Genomic DNA, 21,779 nt, shown 5'->3' with positions numbered 1-21,779 from the left:
TTCAGACTCCTTCTTCTTCCGTGCGCGGGCCTTCCAGCCACGCTACCTGCTTCATCTTGCGCAGCACCACGAATTCATCGCGGTTGCTGCCCACTGTGCCGTAGTAGTTGAACCCGTATGCCTGCTGGGCATAGCCACCGATCATGTGGGTGGGCTTCAGCACGGTGCGCGTCACCGAGTTGTGAATCCCCCCGCGCTTGCCGCTGGTTTCCGCCCCCGGTACGTTCACGATCTTTTCCTGGGCGTGGTACATCAGGCACATGCCCACTGGCACCCGCTGTGACACCACCACCCGCGCGGTCAAGGTGCCGTTGCTGTTGAATACTTCTACCCAGTCGTTGTCCTGGATACCGGCCTGCTGTGCTTCCTGCTCCGAGATCCACACATGCGGGCCCCCGCGTGACAGGGTGAGCATGCGCAGGTTGTCGGAGTAGGTACTGTGGATGCCCCATTTCTGGTGCGGGGTAATCCAGTTCAGCACCAGCTCATGGTTGCCGTTCGGCTTGCGCCCCAGCATCGGCTGCACCGTCTTGGTGTCGATGGCGGGCTTGTACACGCAGAAGCCTTCGCCAAAGTCCAGCATCCAGCGGTGATCCTGATAGAACTGCTGGCGGCCGGTCAGCGTGCGCCAGGGGATCAGCTCATGCACATTGGTATAACCCGCGTTGTAGCTGACCTCTTCGCTTTCCAGCCCGGACCAGGTGGGTGCTGAGATGATTTTGCGCGGCTGCGCCTGGACATCACGGAAGCGGATCTTGTCGTGCTCGCGACCTACTGCCAGGTGGCTGTGGTCGCGGCCCGTCACCTTTGAGAGCGCCTGCCAGGCTTTCACCGCCACATGGCCGTTGGTTTCCGGCGCAAAGGTCAGGATCATTTCGGCGGCATCAATTGCCGTTTCCAGCCGTGGGCGACCCTGGCTGACGCCCGGCTCGCTGACCGTACGGGTGAGGCCAGCCAGCTCATGCACCTCATGCTCGGTGTTCCAGTTGATGCCCTTGCCACCATTGCCCAGCTTGTCCAGCAACGGCCCGACTGAGGTGAACTTCTTGTAGATGTCGTTGTAGTTACGCTCGACCACCGTCATGGTCGGCGCAGTTTTGCCGGGAATCAGGTCACATTCACCATGCTTCCAATCCTTCGGCTCCAGCGGCTGGCCCAGTTCGCCCGGGGTGTCGTGCATCAGCGGGGTCAGTACCAAGTCTTTGCGGGTGCCGAGGTAGGGGCCACCGATGTCGGTAAACTTCTTCGCCAGCAGCTTGTAGATTTCCCAGTCGGTCTTGCTTTCCCACAGCGGCTGCACCGCTTCACTCAAGGGGTGGATGAAGGGGTGCATGTCCGAGGTGTTGAGGTCGTCCTTTTCGTACCAGGTGGCGGTCGGCAGTACGATGTCGCCATACAGGCAGGTGGTACTCATGCGGAAGTCCAGCACCGTCAGCAGGTCCAGCTTGCCTTCGGCCGCTTGTTCGCGGAAGGTGACCTCGCCAGGACGGATGGCATCTCGCTCGTCGTCAAACAGCGCGTTCTGGGTACCCAGCAGGTACTTGAGGAAATACTCATGGCCCTTGCCGGAGCTGCCAAGGATGTTTGAGCGCCAGACAAACATATTGCGCGGGAAATTGGCCGGGTTATCCGGATCGTCACAGCTCATGTGCAGCTCGCCTTGCTTGAGCTGCTCAACCGCGTAGGCAATCGGGTCCTTGCCTGCGGCTTCTGCTGCTGCCGTGAGGTCCAGCGGGTTGGTTTGCAGCTGCGGGGCGGATGGCAGCCAGCCCAGGCGCTCCGACTTGGCGTTGAGGTCGATCAGGCTCAGGTGGCCATAGCGGGCACGGTCGGCTGCCGGTCCGAGAATCTCGTCCAGATGCAGCTTTTCATGCCGCCATTGGCTGGTGTGGGCATAGAAAAAGCTGGTGCCGTTCATTTGGCGCGGCGGACGTTGCCAGTCCAGCGCAAAGGCCAACGGTGCCCAGCCGAACTGCGGACGCAGCTTTTCCTGCCCCACATAATGTGCCCAGCCGCCACCACTCTGACCGACGCAACCGCACATCATCAGCAGGTTGATGATGCCGCGATAGGTCATGTCCATGTGGTACCAGTGGTTCAGCGCCGCCCCGACAATCACCATGCTCTTGCCACGGGTGTCATGGGCATTCTGGGCGAACTCGCGCGCCACCTGGATCACCAGCTCACGCTTCACGCCGGTATGTTGCTCCTGCCAGGCCGGGGTGTAGGGCACATCGGCATCATAGCTGCTGGCCACATTGTCACCACCCAGACCACGGTCGACACCATAGTTGGCCATTTGCAGGTCATACACGGTGGCTACACGTACGGTGCGGCCATCGGCCAGAGTCAGCCGCTTCACTGGCACTTGCCGTTCCAGCAGGCTGTCTTCATCGCGGCCAAAGCAGGCGAAGCCGACGCCTGTCACTTCGTCGCACTGGCCCAGCAGGCTCAGCACGGGATTGACCGGGCGACCGCTGCCGCCGTCCTTCATTTCCAGGTTCCAGCGTCCGGTCTTGCCGGTATCTGCCTTGTCCTCGCCCCAGCGGAAACCGACCGTGCCGTTGGGCACCACCAGTTCGCCACTGTCGGCGTCGATCAGCAGGGTTTTCCAGTCTGGATTATTGGCTTCGCCGTGATTACCCGCCAGCTGCGAGGCACGCAGGAAATGGTCCGGTACCAGACTGCCGTTGTGTTCGCGCAGTTGCACCAGCATCGGCATGTCGGTGTATTGCTTGACGTAGTCGCGGAAGTAGTCTGACTTGCCACCGTGGTGGAACTCGGTCATCACCACATGGCCCATGGCCAGTGCCAGCGCGGCATCGGTGCCTTGCTTCGGTGCCAGCCAGATGTCGCCGAACTTGGCCATTTCGCCAAAGTCGCTCGATACCGCCACCGTCTTGGTGCCCTTGTAGCGGACTTCGGTGTAGAAGTGGGCATCCGGCGTGCGGGTCATCGGCACATTGGAGCCCCATACCATCAGGTAGGTGGAGTTGTACCAGTCGGCGGATTCCGGCACATCGGTCTGTTCACCCCAGATTTGCGGACTGGCCGGTGGCAGGTCGCAATACCAGTCATAGAAGCTGAGGCAGGCTCCGCCCAGCAGGCTGAGGTAACGGGCTCCGGCGGCGTAGGACACCATCGACATGGCCGGAATCGGCGAGAAGCCGATGATGCGGTCCGGGCCGTATTTCTGGATGGTCAAGGCATTGGCGGCGGCGATGATCTCGGTTGCGGTATCCCAGTCGGCCCGCACGAAGCCACCCTGACCGCGCACGCTCTTGTAGCGCCGCGCCTTTTCCGGGTCCTGACTGATGGATTCCCAGGCAGCAATCGGGTCCATGGTCTTGCGGGCTTCACGCCACATCTCCATCAGGCGACCACGGATCATCGGGTACTTCACCCGCTGTGCCGAGTACACATACCAGCTGTACGAGGCACCGCGTGGACAGCCGCGCGGTTCGTGATTGGGGAGGTCAGGGCGGGTACGCGGGTAATCGGTCTGCTGGGTTTCCCAGGTGATCAGGCCGTTCTTGACGTAGATTTTCCAGCTGCAGGAACCGGTACAGTTGACGCCGTGGGTCGAGCGCACGGTTTTGTCGTGCTGCCAGCGGCTACGGTAGGCGTTTTCCCATTGGCGGTCTTCATCGACCACCGCCCCGTGTCCATCGGCAAAGGTCGATTTGACCCGTGTCATGAACTTCAAGCGGTCCAGAAAGTGGCTCATCGTGCTTCTCCAGTGTGGGTCCGGCGCAGCCGGGGTGATGCTGTCAGTGTCGCTGTTGACGCGTGCGCTGACCATTCATCGGTTGGCGGGGAGGTGGGCTGCACAAGGACTAGTTCTTCCGGGTAGTACCCCGGAAAGCACACACCCGGCTCGCAGCCGGGTGTGCAGGTATTGATCAGCAGGGCATCTCGGCGCCCTTGCGCGCATAGAACCACCAAGTAAGCACCATGCAGCTCACATAGAAAGCAATGAAGCAGTACAGGGCAGCATCTACCGAGTTGGTCAGCTCCAGCGAAGTGCCAAAACTCTTCGGGATAAAGAAGCCACCATACGCACCGATGGCACCGGAGAAGCCGAGCACTGCGGCCGCTTCCTTGCCACCTTCGGCCAGAGCCTGCTTCTCGGCCTGTTCTCCCTTGCCAGCAGCAGCACGCTGCCGTTCGGTCAGGAAGATCACCGGGATCATGCGGAAGGTGGAGCCGTTACCGATGCCGGTCAGCGCGAACAGCACAATGAACATGCTGAGGAAGCCGTAGAAGTCGCCCCCCACGCCGCCATGCGGCAGGTAGTGCATGACGCCGAAGACGGCCAGTGTCATGCCGATAAAGGTGAACAGGGTGACGATGGCACCGCCAATCTTGTCCGACAGCCAACCACCCAGCGGACGCAACAAGGCGCCTACCAGTGGGCCAAGGAAGGCATAGGTGGTGGGGTTGATGCCGGGGAACTGTGACTTGGTCAGCATGGCGAGCCCGGCCGAGAAGCCGATGAAAGAGCCAAAGGTGCCGATGTACAGCCAGCACATCAACCAGTTGTGCTTGCGCTTGAAGATCACCGCCTGATCGGCAAAAGAGGCGCGGGCATCGGCGATGTCATTCATGCCAAACCAGGCTGCCAGCGTGGCCAGAATGATGAACGGTACCCAGATGAAGCCGGCATTTTGCAGCCAGATGTGCTTTTCCACGCCGTCCTTGATGAACGTGTGACCCTCGCCTCCCACGCTGCCCAGCATGGCCGAGGCAATCACCATCGGCACCACAAACTGCACCAGACTCACGCCCAGATTGCCGATCCCTGCATTGAGCCCGGTGGCCAAACCTTTCTTGGCCTTGGGGAAAAAGAAGCTGATATTGGACATGCTGGAGCTGAAGTTACCACCGCCCAGACCGCACAGCAGGGCCAGCAGCAGCAGGGTAGGGTAGCTGGTGGAGGGGTCGCGCAGCGCAAAGCCCATGCCAAGTGCGGGAATCAGCAAGCTGGCGGTTGAAATGGCCGTCCACTTGCGGCCACCGAAGATGGGTACCAGAAAGCTGTAGAAAATGCGCAAAGTAGCGCCAGACAGCGCGGGCAAGGCCGTCAGCCAGAACATCTGGTTCTTGGACAGCTGGAACCCGGCTTTATCCAGATTGACCACCACCACACTCCACAGCATCCAGATGCTGAAAGCCAGCATCAGCGCGGGAATGGAGATCCACAGGTTACGGTTGGCGATGCGGGAACCGTTTTCTGACCAGAAGGCCGGATTTTCCGGTTCCCAGCGTTTCAGTACATGGCTGGACATGATGCATTACTCCCAGGGATGGGCGCCGCAGCGCCCGGATTCTGTAAAAGCAGCTCAGGCGGCCTTGCTGGCCAGGGCTTTCTGACCTTCGGCCACACTCTCGGCACGGAAGCTGAAGTGCATCCAGATCAGGGACACACACACAGTGCCGTACAGCAACATGAAGCAGCTGGTGCGTACGCCGGTCAGGTCCAGTGCCATGCCGAACAGGATTGGCAGCAGGAAACCACCGAGGCCGCCTGCCAGGCCGACGATGCCGGACACCGCGCCGATGTTGTCGGAGAAGTCATCCGCAATGAACTTGAACACCGAGGCTTTACCGATGGCAGTGGCGATGCCGACCACAAACAGCAGCAGCGTGAACAGGGTGGGGCTCAGGCCGATGTGGAAGGTCTGCGGGCCGTTGACCGTGGTGATGGTGAAATTGGTTTGCGGGTAGCTGAGCAGGAAGAAAGCCACCCAGCACACCCACATCACCCACCAGGTGGTCTTGTAAGCACCCTGGCGGTCGGAAATCCAGCCACCGATGGCGCGCAACACCCCGCCCGGCAACGAGAAGCAGGCGGCGAGCAGGGCAGCCAGCTTCATGTCAAAACCGTACTCGCCGATGTAGTACTTGGTCATCCACAGTGCCAGCGCGACATAGCCGCCGAATACCACCGAGTAATACTGGCAATAGCGCCACACACGCGGGTCTTTCAGCATGCGCAGCTGTTCCATGAAGCCGACGGTAGAGGGCACGTTGTGCGCCGGATTGGTGGCCGAAAATACCCAGAACAGGATGGCCGTTACCAGCATGGCGACGGCGTAGACCTTGGGTACAATCACCCAGCTGCCTGCTGCAGCAATCAGTGCTGGGGCGACGAACTTGGTCAGCGCCGAACCCGAGTTGCCTGCGCCAAACACGCCCATGGCAAACCCTTTGCGGTTGGCTGGGAACCAGCGAGCCACATACGGCGTGCCTACCGAGAAGGAGCCACCGGCCAGCCCGACAAACAGCGCCAGCACCAGGAAATGCCAGTACTCGGTGGCATAGCTCATCAACCAGATAGGGATCACGGTAGAGAGCATCAGGATGAAGAACACGATGCGGCCACCAAAACGGTCCGTCCAGATCCCCAGCGGTACCCGTACCAGCGAGCCGGTCAACACCGGCATGGCTGCCAGCAAGCCAAACTGGGTTTCACTCAGATTCAGCTGCTTCTTGATGGGGATCCCCATCACCGCAAACATCATCCAGACAGCAAAACAGATAGTGAAGGCAAAGGTGCTGGAAACCAGCACGGAAAGGGCGCGGCCATTGCCGCCTGCAGGGTCACGGCTCATGATGCATCTCGCTTTAATGACGTGTTGCCAGCTTAGCGAGCTGCTGTCAGGCCGCCCATTCACCAGACGGGCTAGCGTGGGCGATCAAAAGAACTAGTCCGGGTGGCTGAGCATTGGCCGACTTGACCCCGGGACCTGTTTCCGCTGCTATACACAGATACTGCAACAGAGGCATACCATGGCAGGGCAGATTACGCAGCAATGGCAACTGGGGCCAGGTCGTGTGACCGTAGCAGCGAATGCGGCTCAAACCGACCTGCTACCTCGCGTACAGCGCACACTGCGCCAGCATTACGAGCGCACAGGCGCACTCACCGTAGGGGACCGCATCCGCTTCGGCTGGTCTGAACTGATCCTCGTCCAGCAAACTGACGGCGTACTGCAGCTCGGCGAGCCAGATTTTGATGGGGATCCTGCACAAGGCATCGTGCCAGGTATTTGTCAGACGCTTGAGATATACAGTGAGCAACGGGCCTTTGCCGAGTTCACAGGGGTAAGCCCGGTATGGACGGCCTATGATGACCATGTCCTGATGGAAACGGGTTGCCTTACCGCACAAGCATTTCAACTACAGCGCTTTGAGCCCGAAGTCTGGATGCCGGATTCCGGCTGGTCAGTCAGCGTGCTCGGCGCCGAAGCGGGGCGCAAGGTACAGCATGAACTATTGCAGGCATGGCAGCTTGTGCACTGTCTTCCTGCTTGCCGCCCACTAATGGCCCTACCGGAACACTATGGTGCTGTCTTGGATGGCGAGACTGTGAAACTGATTGTACCAGCTTGAGTAATCTATGAGATTTCTTTCATAGCCGAATTTCTAAGAAATTAGATGATAAGCTTATTTTGCAATTTGCAAGAGATATGCTGCATCAGTTGGCCGGCAACGTAAGAAGTTACCATTTATGGATGAAGTGTTGCAGTGCCTTGTTACATACCCAGAATAAAAACGCAATACTTCGAGCACTACTTATTGTTCGTATAATTTTTATTATGTAAAATAATATACTCCACCATGGAGTCCGAAAGAAAGGCCCGCGCTTGTGCATCAAACTTTCTCGATGGTCAGTGTGGCTGTGAAAACAGGCTTATCATTTCGCGATCTCCTGCCCTTTTGACTACGCATCTTTGCGAAAAAGGCCTGCGATCACCACGATTGCGTAACTCGCACCTGTAATACCCTCACCTACAGGTGTCAGCTATACCTCCGAAGCGCGCTTAATATAGTTCGCCCGCTGGAATGTGCAGAGTTGTATATCGTACTCTGGAACTTGCCCGATCTGAATCTGGCTCTGTCCCTCTTCCCACTCATGCAAACATCTGAATCTGTTCGTGCTTCAGTGCGTCGATCCGAGCAAACAGCCTAATCTTCTCGTCGGCCTTCTGCTTGGCATGTTCCGACATGAAAGACAGTAGTTCTTCGAGCTGTTCAACTGTGGCGATGTTCTTGAAGACCTTAGCCTTATTCACAAATACGACAGATTTCTTCTTCCGAGCCAAAAGTTCAATGACGTTGCTGAGAGTACCCGTGCTCTTGGCGTCCCAGATCATCAATCCGATGTCAGCAACCTCGGCCATGCGGATGTCTTTCGCGGTGAAGAACGCACGCGATCCCTTGGAGTGACTTGTCTCGACGCATTGAACAGGCCAATGCCCTACATTGTTTCTGGGCCGCTCACCGCTACAGAAAACGATTGCCCTCGTCGTACCGTGGTTGGCCAGGTACAGCTGGATCGAGGTGTCGGCTCCGTCAGCATCGCCCACCACCACCTCAAAGTCTTGGGCAACGATGTTGTCGATTCGCTCCTTGACCTTCGGATCAAGGTGCTTAATGTTCATCGAACCAGCAATGAAAACTCGCGTAGTCATCTTCATCTCCAAGCGAGTGCGGCTACGTAGATCTTCCGTACCTTGGAGTACGCACGCAGCACTTTGCAAGCGGCCTCCATTGACGCCCCGGTGTGGAACAAGTCATCGACGACGAGCACGTTCCAGGGACCATTGCCTTGGATAACATCGTTTACGCTGAAGCTATCGCCGATCGCTTCGATCTTCTCATCCTTGGTGTGCAGGTCCTTGAGGGACTTTTTATTCGCAGCTTTCACCAGCAGGCCGTCGAACACAGGCACCGTCACCAGCGCACCTAGCTCATTGGCTACTTCGGTGACAGGCTGCCGATGGCGCGGATTCGATGCCGGCATCGGGACGATGAACCCAACGTTGGCCAGCTTCGGGTAGATGTGCTCGGCAATGGCCTGCGCAAGCGGCTTAACTTGCGCCCAATCGCTGCGGTACTTGAGTTGATACGTGGCCTCGCCAACCTCGGTGCGGGTCGTATCAAAGCGGGCATGGCCATGTTCGTCACCAAGATAAACGCTTTGCAGGGTGTGCTTGTCCAGCACCCACCCGTCATCCCAAGGCCCACGAATTTGTCGAAGCGAAGCTTTCAAAGCGGTCACCCTTTCCCCAATACTTGTCGCGCTTCTTGTAATCGTCCAGCCAACACCCGCCGCGCCTGATCCTGCTCGGCCGGAGCTGCTACCTTCACCGCTTGACGGGCACGGTGGATGTTCAAGTGGCGGGTGTTTGGGAATCGAACTTCGTCTTGAACCACCACTGCCCCGGTGATGGATTTGGCCGCACCGCTGGCGTAGGTTTTGGACTTCCGCCCCTGGGTGCGTAGACCATGACGCCCGATGGTTTGGCGCACTGTACCGAGGAGGGACTTGGTGGCCGCCGCACCCGAGATAGTCACGTCGTCCACACAGGCGGTCATCTTGCAACCAACGCCTTGCGCCGCATCGGCAATTTCGTCAAACATATGGCGCTTTGAATAGTACCATTCAAAATGCCATGAAAAAAGTCTGCTTGGACGTGCCAGAAGGTGCCAGTCAGTGCCACTTCAAAAATGAAAAAAGCCCGCAAAATCGCGGGCTTAGCGTTGTTTCAGTGCCTGCTGATACCAGCCTCGGCCAGATGCGCAATCATTCCCACTCGATCGTTGCGGGTGGTTTTCCGCTCACATCGTAGACTACCCGGTTGATGCCGCGCACTTCGTTGATAATGCGGTTGGATACACGACCCAGCAGATCGTAGGGTAACTCAGCCCAGTGGGCAGTCATGAAGTCGCTGGTGACGACGGCGCGCAGGGCGACCACGTAGTCGTAGGTACGGCCATCGCCCATCACGCCGACGGACTTCACCGGCAGGAATACGGCGAAGGCCTGGCTGGTGAGCTCGTACCAGCTTTTGCCTTCGGCATTGCGGCTGTTGCGCAGCTCTTCAATGAAGATGGCGTCGGCGCGTTGCAGCAGCTCCACATATTCGGCTTTCACCTCACCCAGCACACGCACGCCGAGGCCCGGGCCCGGGAAGGGATGGCGGTAGACCATATGGTGCGGCAGACCGAGCTCAACGCCCAGCTCACGGACTTCATCCTTGAACAGTTCGCGCAGTGGCTCCAGCAGCTGCAGATGCAAGGTGTCCGGCAGCCCGCCCACGTTGTGGTGGCTCTTGATGGTGTGGGCTTTTCCGGTTTTGGCACCGGCGGATTCGATCACGTCCGGATAGATGGTGCCTTGAGCCAGCCATTTGGCTTTGGGCAGCTTGGCGGATTCGCGCTGGAACACTTCCACGAACTCGCGGCCAATGATCTTGCGCTTCTGCTCCGGGTCGCTCACGCCTGCCAGGTGTTTCATGAAGTCTGCTGCGGCGTGGACGTGAATCACCTTGACGCCCAGATTGCCTGCAAACATGTCCATCACCTGCTCGGCTTCGCGGTAGCGCAACAGGCCGTGGTCGACAAACACGCAGGTCAGCTGGTCACCAATGGCGCGATGAATCAGCGCGGCGGCAACCGACGAATCAACACCGCCAGAGAGACCAAGGATCACCTCATCGCTACCCACTTGCTCACGAATGCGGGCTACAGCGGTTTCGATGTAGTCTTTCATCACCCAGGAAGGCCGTGCACCGGCAATCTCCAGCACAAAGCGGCTGATGATTGCGGTGCCTTGCTTGGTGTGAGTCACTTCCGGGTGGAACTGTACGGCATAGAAGCGGCGTGCTTCGTCTGCCATGGCGGCAATCGGGCAAGCGTCATTGCTGGCAATCAGCTTAAAGCCTTCCGGCAGGGCGGTCACCTTGTCACCGTGGCTCATCCAGACATCCAGCAGGCCATGGCCCTCTTCATTGCTGCGGTCCTGAATGTCGCGGAACAGTGCGGAGTGGCCACGGGCGCGGATGGCGGCATAACCAAATTCACGCACATGGCCGCTCTCGACCTTGCCACCCAGCGCTTGTGCCATCCACTGCATCCCGTAACAGATGCCTAGAACCGGCACGCCAAGGGTAAACAGCTCCGGCGTGGCCTGGTAATCGCTTTCGTACACCGAGTTAGGGCCGCCGGAAAGGATGATGGCCTTGGGGTTGAAGCTGCGAATGAATTCGATGCTGACATCGAAGGGGTGAATCTCACTGTAGACGTGTGCTTCGCGCACGCGGCGAGCAATCAGCTGCGTGACCTGCGAGCCGAAATCCAGAATGAGAACCTTGTCCATATACCTTCTCCCGTCTGAAAACGCACTGAGCGGGCCGCAGCCCGCTCAGTGTTTTGAATGCTATCTCTTCTGCTGCTTCATGGCGCGCTGCATCTCCCGCTGCGCATCCTTTTCCCGTGCGGTATCCCGCTTGTCGTGCATTTTCTTGCCCTTGCCCAGCCCGATTTCCAGCTTCACGCGGCCCTTGCTGTAGTGCAGGTCCAGCGCAACGAGGGTATAGCCGGAGCGCTCTACTTTGCCGATCAGTTTGGCAATCTCGCGCGCATGCAGCAGCAGCTTGCGGTTGCGGATCACATCAGGGGTCACGTGGGTGCTGGCGGTATTGAGCGGCGTGATGTGGCAGCCGATCAGGTAGAACGCGCCACGCAACGGGCGCACGTAGGATTCCTTCAGCTGCACACGGCCTGCACGAATGGCCTTCACCTCCCACCCTTCCAGCACCAGGCCAGCTTCGAGGCGTTCTTCGATGAAGTAGTCGTGAAAGGCTTTTTTGTTGGTGGTGATGCTCATGTCAGCGTGACCGAAGGCCAGGGCGCGTCAGGTAAAAGTGAGCCAAGGATTATACCAGAAGGCGCCCTCCCCGCGTAAGGCATTTACGGAGCAATGCCGATGCCGCAAAAAGCCGGGCAATGGCTTGACTACATGGGCACTACATTCTATATAATGAACCATCACTCACTTTTCATTGTTGCGTTGCACATAATGGAAAGTTTTGTGTATATAATGCGTTACATGATCCAGTTGTGCATTGCAAATGCCGTCAACCCGGTACTTGCCCTGCACATGCCCGCCGCCGTTACCTGGTGGCCGGGATGGATGACCAGACCCGATCTCTGGCACCCAACGCAGGACGCTCTTTGCCGTAACGCAAATGCAGCAACACTGTCCGCCTTCATTGGCAAACCCCGGTTTGCTGGCAGGCGAGCAGTCCTGACGCCGGTGACCAGCCTTCGCGTGCCCCGGCGTCGAGCAGTAGAGACACGACCAAACCAAAAAAGGGGAACACGCATGACCACTCGTGAACAACGCATTGCCGCCATCCAGAAGGACTGGGATGAGAACCCGCGCTGGAAAGGCATTACCCGTGGCTACAGCGCTGCGGATGTCGAGCGCCTGCGTGGCTCGGTACAGATTGAACATACGCTGGCTCGCCGTGGCGCTGAGAAGCTGTGGAAGCTGCTGAACGAAGAGCCGTTCGTCAACGCGCTGGGCGCGCTGACCGGCAATCAGGCCATGCAGCAGGTCAAGGCTGGCCTGAAGGCCATCTACCTGTCGGGCTGGCAAGTGGCCGCTGATGCCAACCTGGGCGGCGAAATGTATCCGGACCAGTCGCTGTATCCGGCAAACTCGGTGCCCGCAGTGGTTCGCCGCATCAACAATACCTTTCAGCGTGCGGATCAGCTGCATCACGCCGAAGGCAATGACGACATCGACTTCTTTGCACCCATCGTGGCGGATGCGGAAGCCGGTTTCGGTGGTGTGCTGAACGCGCACGAGCTGATGAAGGGCATGATCGAAGCCGGTGCGGCAGGCGTGCACTTTGAAGATCAGCTGGCCTCGGTGAAGAAGTGTGGTCACATGGGGGGTAAAGTGCTGGTGCCGACCCGTGAAGCCGTTGAAAAACTGGTCGCCGCCCGTCTGGCAGCTGACCTGTACGGCGTCCCTACCCTGCTGGTGGCGCGTACCGATGCTGAAGCCGCTGACCTGCTGACCTCCGACGTGGATGAGCGTGACCAGCCGTTCTGCACTGGTGAGCGTACGGTGGAAGGGTTCTACCGTGTGAAGCCGGGCCTGGAACAGTCCATCAGCCGCGGGCTGGCTTATGCCCCGTATGCAGACCTGATCTGGTGCGAAACCGGCAAGCCGGATCTGGAGTATGCCCGCAAGTTTGCTGAGGCCATCCACGCCCAGTTCCCCGGCAAGATGCTGGCTTACAACTGCTCGCCGTCGTTCAACTGGAAGAAGAACCTGGACGATGCCACCATTGCCAAGTTCCAGCGCGAGCTGGGTGCCATGGGCTACAAGTTCCAGTTCATCACGCTGGCTGGTTTCCATAGCCTGAATTACTCGATGTTCAATCTGGCGTATGGCTATGCTCGCGAAAACATGACGGCCTTCGTGGAGCTGCAGCAGAACGAATTTGCCGCCGCCGAGCGTGGCTTCACTGCCGTGAAGCATCAGCGTGAAGTCGGCACTGGTTATTTCGATGCTGTGACCCAGACCATTCAAGGCGGCCAGTCTTCGACCACCGCACTGAAGGGGTCGACCGAAGAAGAGCAGTTCCACTAAGCGATTCGGTTGTTCCAAGGGTAGCGCCCTGCCCTGCAACGGCCACCTTCGGGTGGCCGTTGTGCATTGCACATGCAGGCCATGGCGGGTGACAATAAGCACATTCTAACCCTCAGGATACCTTGCACCATGACGTCATCCCTTGCCGACATACGCCAGGACTACGCCAAGCAGGAACTCTCGCCGGACGATTGTCTGGCCGATCCGGTTGCACAGTTTCAGCGCTGGCTGGATGAGGCGCTGCAGGCCAAGGTGCCGGAGCCAACCGCCATGCATCTGGCGACGGTCGGCTCGGATGGTCGGCCCAGCGGGCGGATTGTGCTGCTGAAGGGGGTAGAAGATGGTGGCTTGCAGTTCTTCACCAATTATCAAAGCCGCAAAGGTCAGCAGATTGATGCCACCCCATTTGTATCGTTGACCTTCTTCTGGCCGGAGCTGGAGCGGCAGGTACGGATTGAGGGTCGGATTGAAAAGCTGCCTGGCGAAGCATCAGACCAGTATTTTGCCAGCCGCCCTTATGCCAGCCGGATTGGTGCATGGGCCTCGGAGCAAAGCCGGGAAATCAGTGGCAAGAGTGTGCTGGTGACCCGCGCGGCCGAGTTTGGCCTCAAGTATGTCTTGCACGTCCCGCGTCCGCCACATTGGGGCGGCTATCAGGTGATTCCGGACCGGCTGGAGTTCTGGCAAGGACGCCCCAGCCGTCTGCATGACCGGGTGCAGTACCTGCGGCAGCAGGCGGGCGGTTGGCAGGTCAGCCGTCTGGCGCCGTGATCGTGCCCCAGTAGCCCGGCGCTGCATAGCAGGCTTTCAGATAATCAATCAGTAGACGAACCCGTAGCGGCATCTGGCGCTGCTGCGGGAAAACCATATCAATATGGCTGGCCGGCGTCCGGAAGGCATCCAGTACAGTGAGCAGTCTTCCGGCACGCAGATCGTCTCCCACTTCCCACAGGCTGCGCCAGGCCAGCCCCATCCCGGCCAGCGCCCATTCGTGCAGGACCGCACCATCATTGCAGCACAGCGGGCCTTGCACCTTGATGGTGACACGTTCGCCCTGGCGCTGAAACTGCCAGCCACGCTGCTGGTTACTGCTGCCCAGCAGCAGGCAATGATGCTGTGACAAGTCTTCCAGGGTTTGTGGCGTACCGCGTTCCGCCAGATAGGCCGGGCTGGCCACCACCAGCCGCCGGTTTTCTGCCAGCTTGATGCTCACCAGATTGTGATCATGCTCGCCATTGATGCGAATGGCGCAATCCATGCCTTCATTGACCAGATCCACCATGCGATCTGACAAGTCGAGGCTGACTTGAACCTCGGGGTGCTGGCGGCAAAAGGCCGTCAGCAGCGGCGCAACGTGACGGCGGCCAAAACCTGCTGGCGCCGTCAGGCGCACATGACCGCTGGCGCGAATGCTGCCGAGCGTAACTGAAGCTTCCGCATTCGCCAGATCCGTGAGCAGCCGCTGACAGTCCTCCAGAAACGCACTACCCTCAAAGGTCAGCGAGAGGCGACGGGTGGTACGCTGTAGCAGTTTTACCCCCAGACGAGCCTCCAGCGCATCCAGCCGTCGTCCCATGATGGCAGGTGTAACCCCTTCCACGCGGGCAGCGGCAGAGAGCCCCCCTTGGGTGGCCACAGCCACAAAGGCTGCGATTTGCTTAAACGCATCCATCAGGCCAGCATCACCCGATCAGGGCGAATCAAGGCCCAGATATCGCTCGCATTCATCGGCTGTGCACACAAAAAACCCTGCCCCAGCGTGCAACCCAATGTCGCGACGGCCCGCAGTTGCTCGGGTTGATCGAGCCCTTCCGCAATCAGCGGGATGCCCAGTCCATGCCCAAGCGACACAATCGCTTTGGTGACCTGCATGCTGGCCGGGTTATCCAGCATGCTGATGATGAAGCTGCGGTCTACTTTGAGCTTGCGGATCGGTAATTGGGCCAGGTAGCAGAGGCTGGAGTAGCCGGTGCCAAAGTCATCCAGGGAGCAGGGAACGCCAAGCTCTGCCAGCCGTTGCAGGGTGGTACACACCTGCTCGGGCTGTGAAAGCAATGCACTTTCTGTCAGCTCCAGCTCCAGTACATTGTGTGGCAGCTGGCTATGTTTCAGCAGACTGGACAACCGCGCCTCAAAGTGGGCATCGGCCAGTTGTACAGCCGAGATATTCACGGCCAGCGTGATGTTGGCCCCCGCTTGGTGCCATGCGGTCAACTGGGCAATGCCCTGCTGCAAAACCCAGTCCCCTACCGGGTGGATCAAACCGGTTTCCTCCAGAATGGGGATGAACTCTGCCGGTGCCACGTCACCCAGACTGGGGTGCTGCCAGCGCAGCAACAACTCCAGCCCGACAACCCGCTGATCACTCAACTGGAAAATGGGCTGGTAGGCAAACTGAAGCTCGCCACGCTGGTGCACCTCATGCAGGTCCCGCTCCAGAATGGCGCGGCGGCTCAGGTTAAGTGACATGTCTGGGACAAAATAGGTGACATCCGCCGACAGCTGTTCCAGGCTCAGATTGGCTGCAATCGATGCATAGCGGATCAGCAGGTCGGGGTCGTGACTGTCCTCCGGGTAGCGGCTGCCGCCCCAATGCGCGGCGATGCGAACCGGCTCGCCATCCTGGCCCGAAAAAGGCAAGGCGACGGCCTGCTGGCAGGCCCGCAACCGCTGATAGGCATCCGGCTCTTTCAGCGCCAGCAGCAGCATGCCGCCGCCGATGCGGGCGACAGCATCCCCGGGCATGACCCGATTCTGCAGGCGCTGAGCCAGTTCAATCAGGACCCGGTCACCTGCCTGATGGCCCAGGGTGTCATTCAGGCGGGTAAACTCGTGCAGGTCCAGCAAGATCAGCTGGTAGGCTTGCCCCCCCGCCTGCTGTTGCAGCCAGTCCAGCATGCCCGCCCGGTTCAGCAAGCCGGTCAGACTGTCGTGGCTGGCCTGGTGGCGATACGCGGCCTCGGCCAGCGCCCGCTCGGCCATTTCCTTGCGCAAGGCCTGGGTGCGTGCATCCACCATGGCTTCCAGTTCGCTGGCGGTGGCCTGCAAGCGTTGCTGTTCCAGGCGGGCATGCGCCAGATCCAGTTGACTGAGCAAGGCATCCAGCTGATGCTGGAAGACATCCTGCAGGTAGAGCTCCCGTTGCCGGAATGACTCCTTGAGCGCCTGCACCGCCTGCTGATGGCGACCTGCCCGGCTCAGGATGTCCGCTTTTTCATGATAGCCATGAGCCGCCACCCCGTACCGCTGTTGCCACAGGTCCAGACGGATTGATTCATCTGATAGCCGCAAGGCCTCGTCAAAATGCCCCCGCTCCGCCTCCAGCAATGCAGTATTGCTGTACAGCAGCCCCAGCCAGGTACAGGCGGGCGGCAAACTCCAGTCATGGATCTGCCAGGCTTGCTGCAGGCGTTCTGCCGCCACATCCAGTCGTCCCAGCTCCGCCAATGGGTCATACATATTGGCCAGGATGCCCATATGCAGTAGCGGAAGTTCGGCTTCTTCCGCCAGTTTCGCGGCGGCCTCATGGCTGCTGAGGCTGGCCTCCCATTGCTGGTCTCGCTTCAGGGTGGTGCCCAGCCAGGTCAAAGCCAGCGCTTGCCAGCCGGGGCTGCCCGTATCAGCAAAACCGGCAACGGCGGCACGCAGGTGGGTAATGGCTGCAGCATACTGCCGCTGCTCTCGTTCAATACGTCCTTGAACCAGCAAATGAAGCGCACGCCCCCATGGACTGGCGACCTGCCGGGACGACATCGGCAAATGCCCGAAGCTGGCCATCGCGGCACCAATGCCAATCGACAGCATCTGGACGTGCGCCAGCAACAGGTACCCTTGCTCACGAAATGCCTCATTCGGGCAGTCAGACAGCAAAGTGGCAAAGCGCTCGCATCGGACCAGTGCGCTGGACTCCAGGGCAGCCTCACACCAGCAGCGAATCAGCCAATACAGACACAGCAGCTCGTCGTCCCGATGCAGAGAGTGTGCCTGTGCATACACCCCTTCAAGCTCTGGAAGTAACTGACTGGCGATTTTTTCGCCGCCTGCCAGACGCTGATGAATCAACCGGGCAAGATGAGGATGGCCAGCCTTTGGGGCGGGGTCCAGATAAGGCTTAAGCAAGGCGCTGGTCTCAGCACTCACGGTGACAACCCATTTCTGTCTGTGGGTCAGTAAAAAACAGATGCATGCTGCAGTGTACGACAGCCCTGCCCATGCGGCCAGCATGGTTTGCGTGTATTCCGGCAGGCTGCTCTGAAAACACACTATGCCACAATAAAAGCCTGAAAATTACCATTAGTAATGTAAAAGATGATTTGACCTTTTGCGCTATTTTATTTCTATAAGCAACATAATAAACTTGCTGCATTGCAACGAAACAGCGCAGCAGCGCGACGATAACCTCAGGAGATGCTGATCATGAATTTGCCCGCAGGTATTCAGTTAACCGCCCCGATCGAGCCCGGCTTTGAACGCATCCTCACCCCGGATGCACTCGGCTTTGTGGCCAAGCTGCATCGCGCCTTCGAGGGACGTCGGCAGGAGCGGCTGGCTGCCCGAGTGGTACGCCAGGCTGCGCTGGATGCCGGGCAGCTCCCGGACTTCTTGGCCGAGACGGCTGACGTTCGTGCGGGCGACTGGCGTATTGCCCCGCTGCCTGCCGCCCTCCAGCGTCGGCGGGTGGAGATTACCGGGCCGGTTGAGCGCAAGATGATCATTAATGCGCTGAACTCGGGCGCCGACAGCTACATGACGGACTTCGAGGATTCCAATACGCCGAACTGGAGTAACCAGATTCATGGCCAGATCAACCTGTATGATGCTGTGCGACGCCAGATCACACTGGAGCAGAATGGCAAGCAGTACACGCTGAACGATACGGTGGCAACGCTGGTAGTGCGCCCGCGTGGCTGGCACCTAGATGAGAAGAACATGCTGGTTGATGGGCAGCGTGTCTCGGGCAGCCTGTTCGACTTTGGCCTGTTTTTCTACCACAACGCCAAGGAGCAGCTGGCGCGTGGCTATGGCCCCTACTTCTACCTGCCCAAGATGGAAAGCCATCTGGAAGCGCGGCTGTGGAATGATGTCTTCAAGCTGGCCCAGGATGAACTGGGGCTCCCGCAGGGAACCATCAAGGCCACCGTCCTGATTGAGACGATCCTGGCGGCTTTCGAGATGGATGAAATCCTCTATGAGCTGCGCGAGCATTCCTCGGGTTTGAATGCCGGGCGCTGGGATTACATCTTCAGCTGCATCAAGAAGTTCAAGCAGGATCGGGATTTCTGCCTGGCAGACCGTGCCCGTATTACCATGACCGTCCCCTTCATGCGTGCCTATGCCCTGCTGCTGCTGAAAACCTGCCACAAGCGCCACGCTCCGGCCATTGGCGGCATGGCTGCATTGATTCCCATCAAGCATGATGCCGAAGCCAATGAGAAGGCCATGGCCGGTGTGCGTGCCGACAAGGCACGGGATGCCGGCGACGGTTACGATGGTGGCTGGGTGGCTCACCCCGGGCTGGTCCCGCTGGCCATGGCCGAATTCAAGGCGGTGCTGGGTGATCGGCCGAATCAGATCGACAAGCAGCGGGACGATGTGCAGGTCAGCGCGGCAGACTTGCTCAATTTCCAGCCGGAAGCACCGATCACTGCAGCAGGTCTGGCGATGAACATCAATGTGGGCATTCAGTACCTCGGTTCCTGGCTGGCGGGCAATGGCTGCGTGCCGATCCATAACCTGATGGAAGACGCCGCTACGGCAGAGATCAGCCGCTCGCAGGTCTGGCAGTGGATTCGCTCACCCAAGGGCGTGTTGGAAGATGGCCGCAAGGTCACCGCGGATCTGGTGGCTGCGCTGATTCCGCAGGAGCTGGACAAGATCCGCGCAGAGCACGGCGATGCCCGCTTCCAGGCCACGCCATACACCGAAGCGGCACAGATCTTCGAGCAGATGTGCACCCAGACGGATTTTGCCGAATTCCTGACCTTACCCTTGTACGAGAAAGTTTAAGCCCCCTCAGTCGTAACCATTCTCTCCGCACGCCCCGCCCGGGGCGTGTGTCTTTTCCGCCTCATTACGCTTTGCTCACAACTTGGTTTGTCATTGGATGACTGGGGCATAATGCCTGCAGCATGAGCAACCTATAACAGGCTGAGGCCCTTCAGTGGGACCCAACAGCCGCATCCAGCAACCTGAATTGAGCATCCAGATGACCTTTGACCTTTCACTGTTCGAGCAGAACCTGCTTGAACAATCTGCGGCCGCTGCCTCATTTCAGCGTTTTCTTCGTCATGCTGAGTATGACAAACTGGAGGAGCTGCTCCAGTACCATGCCTCAAACCATGCCTCCGGTACCGAGTGTGTTGACAAGCTGCTGGGCTACGGTTGGCTCACAGACGTCAAACGGATGTTGCTGCATCGTGAGTGGACACCTGTTGAGCTCCTGGCGGCGCTAGGGCAGTGGGAGGTGGCCAGGCCATCCAGCTATCACGCGCAAGTCATGCTGGCAGCCTTCTGGCTCGACCGTGCCAGCACCATCCGTACGGAAGCGTGCTCGGACCAGGTCAGTGGGGATCGTTGGCTTGGGGCCGCCATGGCGGCTGACAATGCCTGTGTCCATGCCCTTCGTGCCATCTCGCTTGATGCCAAGCCTTGTCTGGCTTTCTGGGTATTGATGACATGCGCCTCGTTTCTGGGTGAGCCTGTCTGGTTGATCCATCTGTTCAAGGGGCAGCTGACGCCGCCCCCCTCCCCACCGCAAGACCCCGACGATCATGCCCACTGGTATGCCGGCTTTATCCACATTGAGGCACTGGGAGGCGCTCTGCTGCCCTACCCGCAACAGTTGCCACAGACATTGCCACCGCGGGCAGCGCATGAGTTTGCCGAGGGACATGTCTACTGGTTGCTGCGTGCCATTGAAGTGAACCCATGGGATCTCGCCACCCTGGCCAATGCCGTCTACTTCTTGTATCCGCGTTGGGGCGGCAGTCATGAAGCCATGGAGGCCTTTATCAACGGACCACTCTGTAAAGCCTTGAGCGAGAAGCAGCGAGGACGACTGTGGTACACCAAGGCGATGGATGACATCGAGGATTACCAGTACGACCACTTTGATGATGAATACAACCTGGACGCGGATTGGCAGGGTCTGCTGGCGCGGAGCAAACCCGCCTGGTGTGAAGTACGTTGCCTGATGAAGTATGGTGAGTACCTCAGTTACCAAGGCCGCCTTGATGAGGCGTATCGCTATCATGCGGAAGCCATGCAATGCTATACCCAGAGCGGGGTGACGATCCAGTGTGAGCGGTCGGACATGCGAAACATCACGATCGACATTGTGCGCGATGGCGTGCCGGACCCTCAGGGCATACTGGTCGGCTATCTGAGCATTGCAGAGTGGCAAAACCGGAGCAGCTGGCACCTGTTGCTCGCCGTGGTGGGGCGGCAATTTGGCGTGTTCGGGATGCCGCAGGTCGAGAAAGACGGTCAACTGGATCATGCGGTGCAGCTATTACACCACCAGGGGCATGTGCATGATGACGCCTATGACGTACCCATGCTGCTGTGGCGTGGTGGGCACTATCAGGCCGCATTCTGGTTGGCCTCATGCCTGGCTGATCGAGACCTGGCATGGGCTCAGATCTTTCTGGTGGATATTTATCTGGGGGTGCTGGAAGACAATGGACAAAACCCCTATGCCACCGATGCCGAGCTGGCCCTGTTCTGGCAACGCAAATCTGCGGCCCTGAGACACCCGCGAGCGCAATTTTTGCTGGCCAAGCGCTTTCTGCTGGCGGATGGCTTCATCGTCTCTGACCCCATGGTGATGGCCGAGGCACGCGACCTGCTACATAGTGCGCTCGCCAATGGTGAAGATGATGCCCGTCTCTGGCTGTACCGCCTGATGATTGATAGCGGCAGTCCGGAAGAGGCGCATTGGGCGCATGACACTTTTACGCAAGAGCTGCTCAACCACAGCCGTCGATACACGCGTGCTTGTACGGCGGTCTATCTGGCCGATTTGTACAGTCGGAAAAATGGCCCTGTCCATGCCCCGGAGTTGGCGGTCGCCTGGGCCAAGCAGGCCATGGCGCTGGATGAAGAGGGTGAGTTCTCTCAATATCTGCAGAATCTCATCGAGGCCAATACCACCGATAACAAGAGTCTGATTGGCGTTGTGTCTCGATTGATGCGTGATCCCAGTGCAGGTTTGAAAGCCGCACTGAACAATGGCCGAGTATTCGTCCCGGAAGGATTCTCCCTATGACAGTGCGTTGAGTTCAGGCCCACCCAACCCCAGCCTTTATCTACTTCAATCAGGATT

At 59.0% G+C, this 21,779-nt stretch carries 15 protein-coding genes; 5 read left to right on the top strand and 10 right to left on the bottom strand.

The window, feature by feature from the left end; all coding sequences use genetic code 11:
* Position 1 precedes the first annotated feature (1 nt).
* From ACE3O2_RS08415 to ACE3O2_RS08405, 3 genes are all read right to left on the bottom strand, one after another.
* The gene (locus ACE3O2_RS08415) at positions 2-3,727 is read right to left on the bottom strand and encodes a nitrate reductase subunit alpha (RefSeq protein WP_374336519.1); all 3,726 of its coding nucleotides are present in this window, start codon (positions 3,725-3,727) and stop codon (positions 2-4) included.
* Between the two features lie 175 nt (positions 3,728-3,902).
* Entirely contained in the window at positions 3,903-5,288 is a 1,386-nt protein-coding gene (locus tag ACE3O2_RS08410; RefSeq protein ID WP_168875342.1) for a NarK family nitrate/nitrite MFS transporter, read from the bottom strand.
* A gap of 54 nt (positions 5,289-5,342) precedes the next feature.
* Positions 5,343-6,614: a nitrate/nitrite transporter gene (locus ACE3O2_RS08405; protein ID WP_168875343.1), complete on the bottom strand. Its 1,272-nt coding sequence runs from the start codon at positions 6,612-6,614 to the stop codon at positions 5,343-5,345.
* 178 nt (positions 6,615-6,792) lie between these two features.
* Here ACE3O2_RS08405 and ACE3O2_RS08400 point away from each other — a divergent pair, with 178 nt between their 5' ends.
* Positions 6,793-7,395 carry a hypothetical protein gene (locus tag ACE3O2_RS08400; protein WP_374336516.1) on the top strand — a complete coding sequence of 201 codons (603 nt, stop codon included), beginning with the start codon at positions 6,793-6,795 and terminating at the stop codon, positions 7,393-7,395.
* Between the two features lie 521 nt (positions 7,396-7,916).
* Here the strand turns inward: ACE3O2_RS08400 and ACE3O2_RS08395 are convergent.
* From ACE3O2_RS08395 to smpB, 5 genes are all read right to left on the bottom strand, one after another.
* Entirely contained in the window at positions 7,917-8,477 is a 561-nt protein-coding gene (locus tag ACE3O2_RS08395; protein ID WP_374336514.1) for a hypothetical protein, read from the bottom strand.
* 2 nt (positions 8,478-8,479) lie between these two features.
* A complete protein-coding gene (locus ACE3O2_RS08390) occupies positions 8,480-9,010 on the bottom strand; it encodes a ComF family protein (RefSeq protein ID WP_374336512.1) in 531 nt (176 codons plus the stop codon).
* A gap of 53 nt (positions 9,011-9,063) precedes the next feature.
* Positions 9,064-9,429, bottom strand: coding sequence for a hypothetical protein (locus ACE3O2_RS08385; RefSeq protein WP_374336510.1), 366 nt, complete (start codon positions 9,427-9,429; stop codon positions 9,064-9,066).
* A gap of 163 nt (positions 9,430-9,592) precedes the next feature.
* A complete protein-coding gene (gene guaA / locus ACE3O2_RS08380; RefSeq protein WP_374336508.1) occupies positions 9,593-11,167 on the bottom strand; it encodes a glutamine-hydrolyzing GMP synthase in 1,575 nt (524 codons plus the stop codon).
* A 60-nt stretch (positions 11,168-11,227) separates the two neighbouring features.
* Positions 11,228-11,677: an SsrA-binding protein SmpB gene (smpB, locus tag ACE3O2_RS08375; protein WP_168875358.1), complete on the bottom strand. Its 450-nt coding sequence runs from the start codon at positions 11,675-11,677 to the stop codon at positions 11,228-11,230.
* 498 nt (positions 11,678-12,175) lie between these two features.
* Here smpB and aceA point away from each other — a divergent pair, with 498 nt between their 5' ends.
* Together aceA and pdxH are read left to right on the top strand one after the other, a co-directional pair.
* Positions 12,176-13,456, top strand: coding sequence for an isocitrate lyase (aceA, locus tag ACE3O2_RS08370; protein WP_168875359.1), 1,281 nt, complete (start codon positions 12,176-12,178; stop codon positions 13,454-13,456).
* A gap of 129 nt (positions 13,457-13,585) precedes the next feature.
* Positions 13,586-14,227, top strand: a complete 642-nt coding sequence (gene pdxH, locus ACE3O2_RS08365) for a pyridoxamine 5'-phosphate oxidase (RefSeq protein WP_374336505.1) — start codon at positions 13,586-13,588, stop codon at positions 14,225-14,227.
* Here pdxH and ACE3O2_RS08360 read toward each other — a convergent pair.
* Together ACE3O2_RS08360 and ACE3O2_RS08355 are read right to left on the bottom strand one after the other, a co-directional pair.
* The gene (locus ACE3O2_RS08360; protein WP_374336503.1) at positions 14,208-15,128 is read right to left on the bottom strand and encodes a LysR family transcriptional regulator; all 921 of its coding nucleotides are present in this window, start codon (positions 15,126-15,128) and stop codon (positions 14,208-14,210) included. The genes pdxH and ACE3O2_RS08360 overlap by 20 nt on opposite strands.
* Positions 15,128-17,596 carry a putative bifunctional diguanylate cyclase/phosphodiesterase gene (locus ACE3O2_RS08355; RefSeq protein WP_374336501.1) on the bottom strand — a complete coding sequence of 823 codons (2,469 nt, stop codon included), beginning with the start codon at positions 17,594-17,596 and terminating at the stop codon, positions 15,128-15,130. Before ACE3O2_RS08355 ends, ACE3O2_RS08360 begins: the two co-directional genes overlap by 1 nt.
* A 276-nt stretch (positions 17,597-17,872) precedes the next feature.
* Here ACE3O2_RS08355 and aceB point away from each other — a divergent pair, with 276 nt between their 5' ends.
* Positions 17,873-19,462, top strand: a complete 1,590-nt coding sequence (aceB, locus tag ACE3O2_RS08350) for a malate synthase A (RefSeq protein WP_374336499.1) — start codon at positions 17,873-17,875, stop codon at positions 19,460-19,462.
* A 199-nt stretch (positions 19,463-19,661) separates the two neighbouring features.
* Entirely contained in the window at positions 19,662-21,722 is a 2,061-nt protein-coding gene (locus ACE3O2_RS08345) for a DUF4034 domain-containing protein (protein WP_374336497.1), read from the top strand.
* Positions 21,723-21,779 lie beyond the last annotated feature (57 nt).

It is taken from the genome of Leeia sp. (assembly GCF_041909055.1).
GTDB lineage: Bacteria > Pseudomonadota > Gammaproteobacteria > Burkholderiales > Leeiaceae > Leeia > Leeia aquatica.
The sequence above is the reverse complement of the archived record's forward strand: the minus strand, read 5'-3'. Positions and strand labels throughout refer to the sequence as shown.

What these genes read in the sequence shown, in the direction of transcription:
- smpB (WP_168875358.1), bottom strand. Translation starts at nt 11,677, where the DNA reads ATGAGCATCACCACCAACAAAAAAGCCTTTCACGACTACTTCATCGAA.
- ACE3O2_RS08395 (WP_374336514.1), bottom strand. Translation starts at nt 8,477, where the DNA reads ATGACTACGCGAGTTTTCATTGCTGGTTCGATGAACATTAAGCACCTT.
- ACE3O2_RS08360 (WP_374336503.1), bottom strand. Translation starts at nt 15,128, where the DNA reads ATGGATGCGTTTAAGCAAATCGCAGCCTTTGTGGCTGTGGCCACCCAA.
- aceB (WP_374336499.1), top strand. Translation starts at nt 17,873, where the DNA reads ATGAATTTGCCCGCAGGTATTCAGTTAACCGCCCCGATCGAGCCCGGC.
- ACE3O2_RS08415 (WP_374336519.1), bottom strand. Translation starts at nt 3,727, where the DNA reads ATGAGCCACTTTCTGGACCGCTTGAAGTTCATGACACGGGTCAAATCG.
- guaA (WP_374336508.1), bottom strand. Translation starts at nt 11,167, where the DNA reads ATGGACAAGGTTCTCATTCTGGATTTCGGCTCGCAGGTCACGCAGCTG.
- ACE3O2_RS08405 (WP_168875343.1), bottom strand. Translation starts at nt 6,614, where the DNA reads ATGAGCCGTGACCCTGCAGGCGGCAATGGCCGCGCCCTTTCCGTGCTG.
- pdxH (WP_374336505.1), top strand. Translation starts at nt 13,586, where the DNA reads ATGACGTCATCCCTTGCCGACATACGCCAGGACTACGCCAAGCAGGAA.
- ACE3O2_RS08385 (WP_374336510.1), bottom strand. Translation starts at nt 9,429, where the DNA reads ATGTTTGACGAAATTGCCGATGCGGCGCAAGGCGTTGGTTGCAAGATG.
- aceA (WP_168875359.1), top strand. Translation starts at nt 12,176, where the DNA reads ATGACCACTCGTGAACAACGCATTGCCGCCATCCAGAAGGACTGGGAT.
- ACE3O2_RS08400 (WP_374336516.1), top strand. Translation starts at nt 6,793, where the DNA reads ATGGCAGGGCAGATTACGCAGCAATGGCAACTGGGGCCAGGTCGTGTG.
- ACE3O2_RS08410 (WP_168875342.1), bottom strand. Translation starts at nt 5,288, where the DNA reads ATGTCCAGCCATGTACTGAAACGCTGGGAACCGGAAAATCCGGCCTTC.
- ACE3O2_RS08345 (WP_374336497.1), top strand. Translation starts at nt 19,662, where the DNA reads ATGACCTTTGACCTTTCACTGTTCGAGCAGAACCTGCTTGAACAATCT.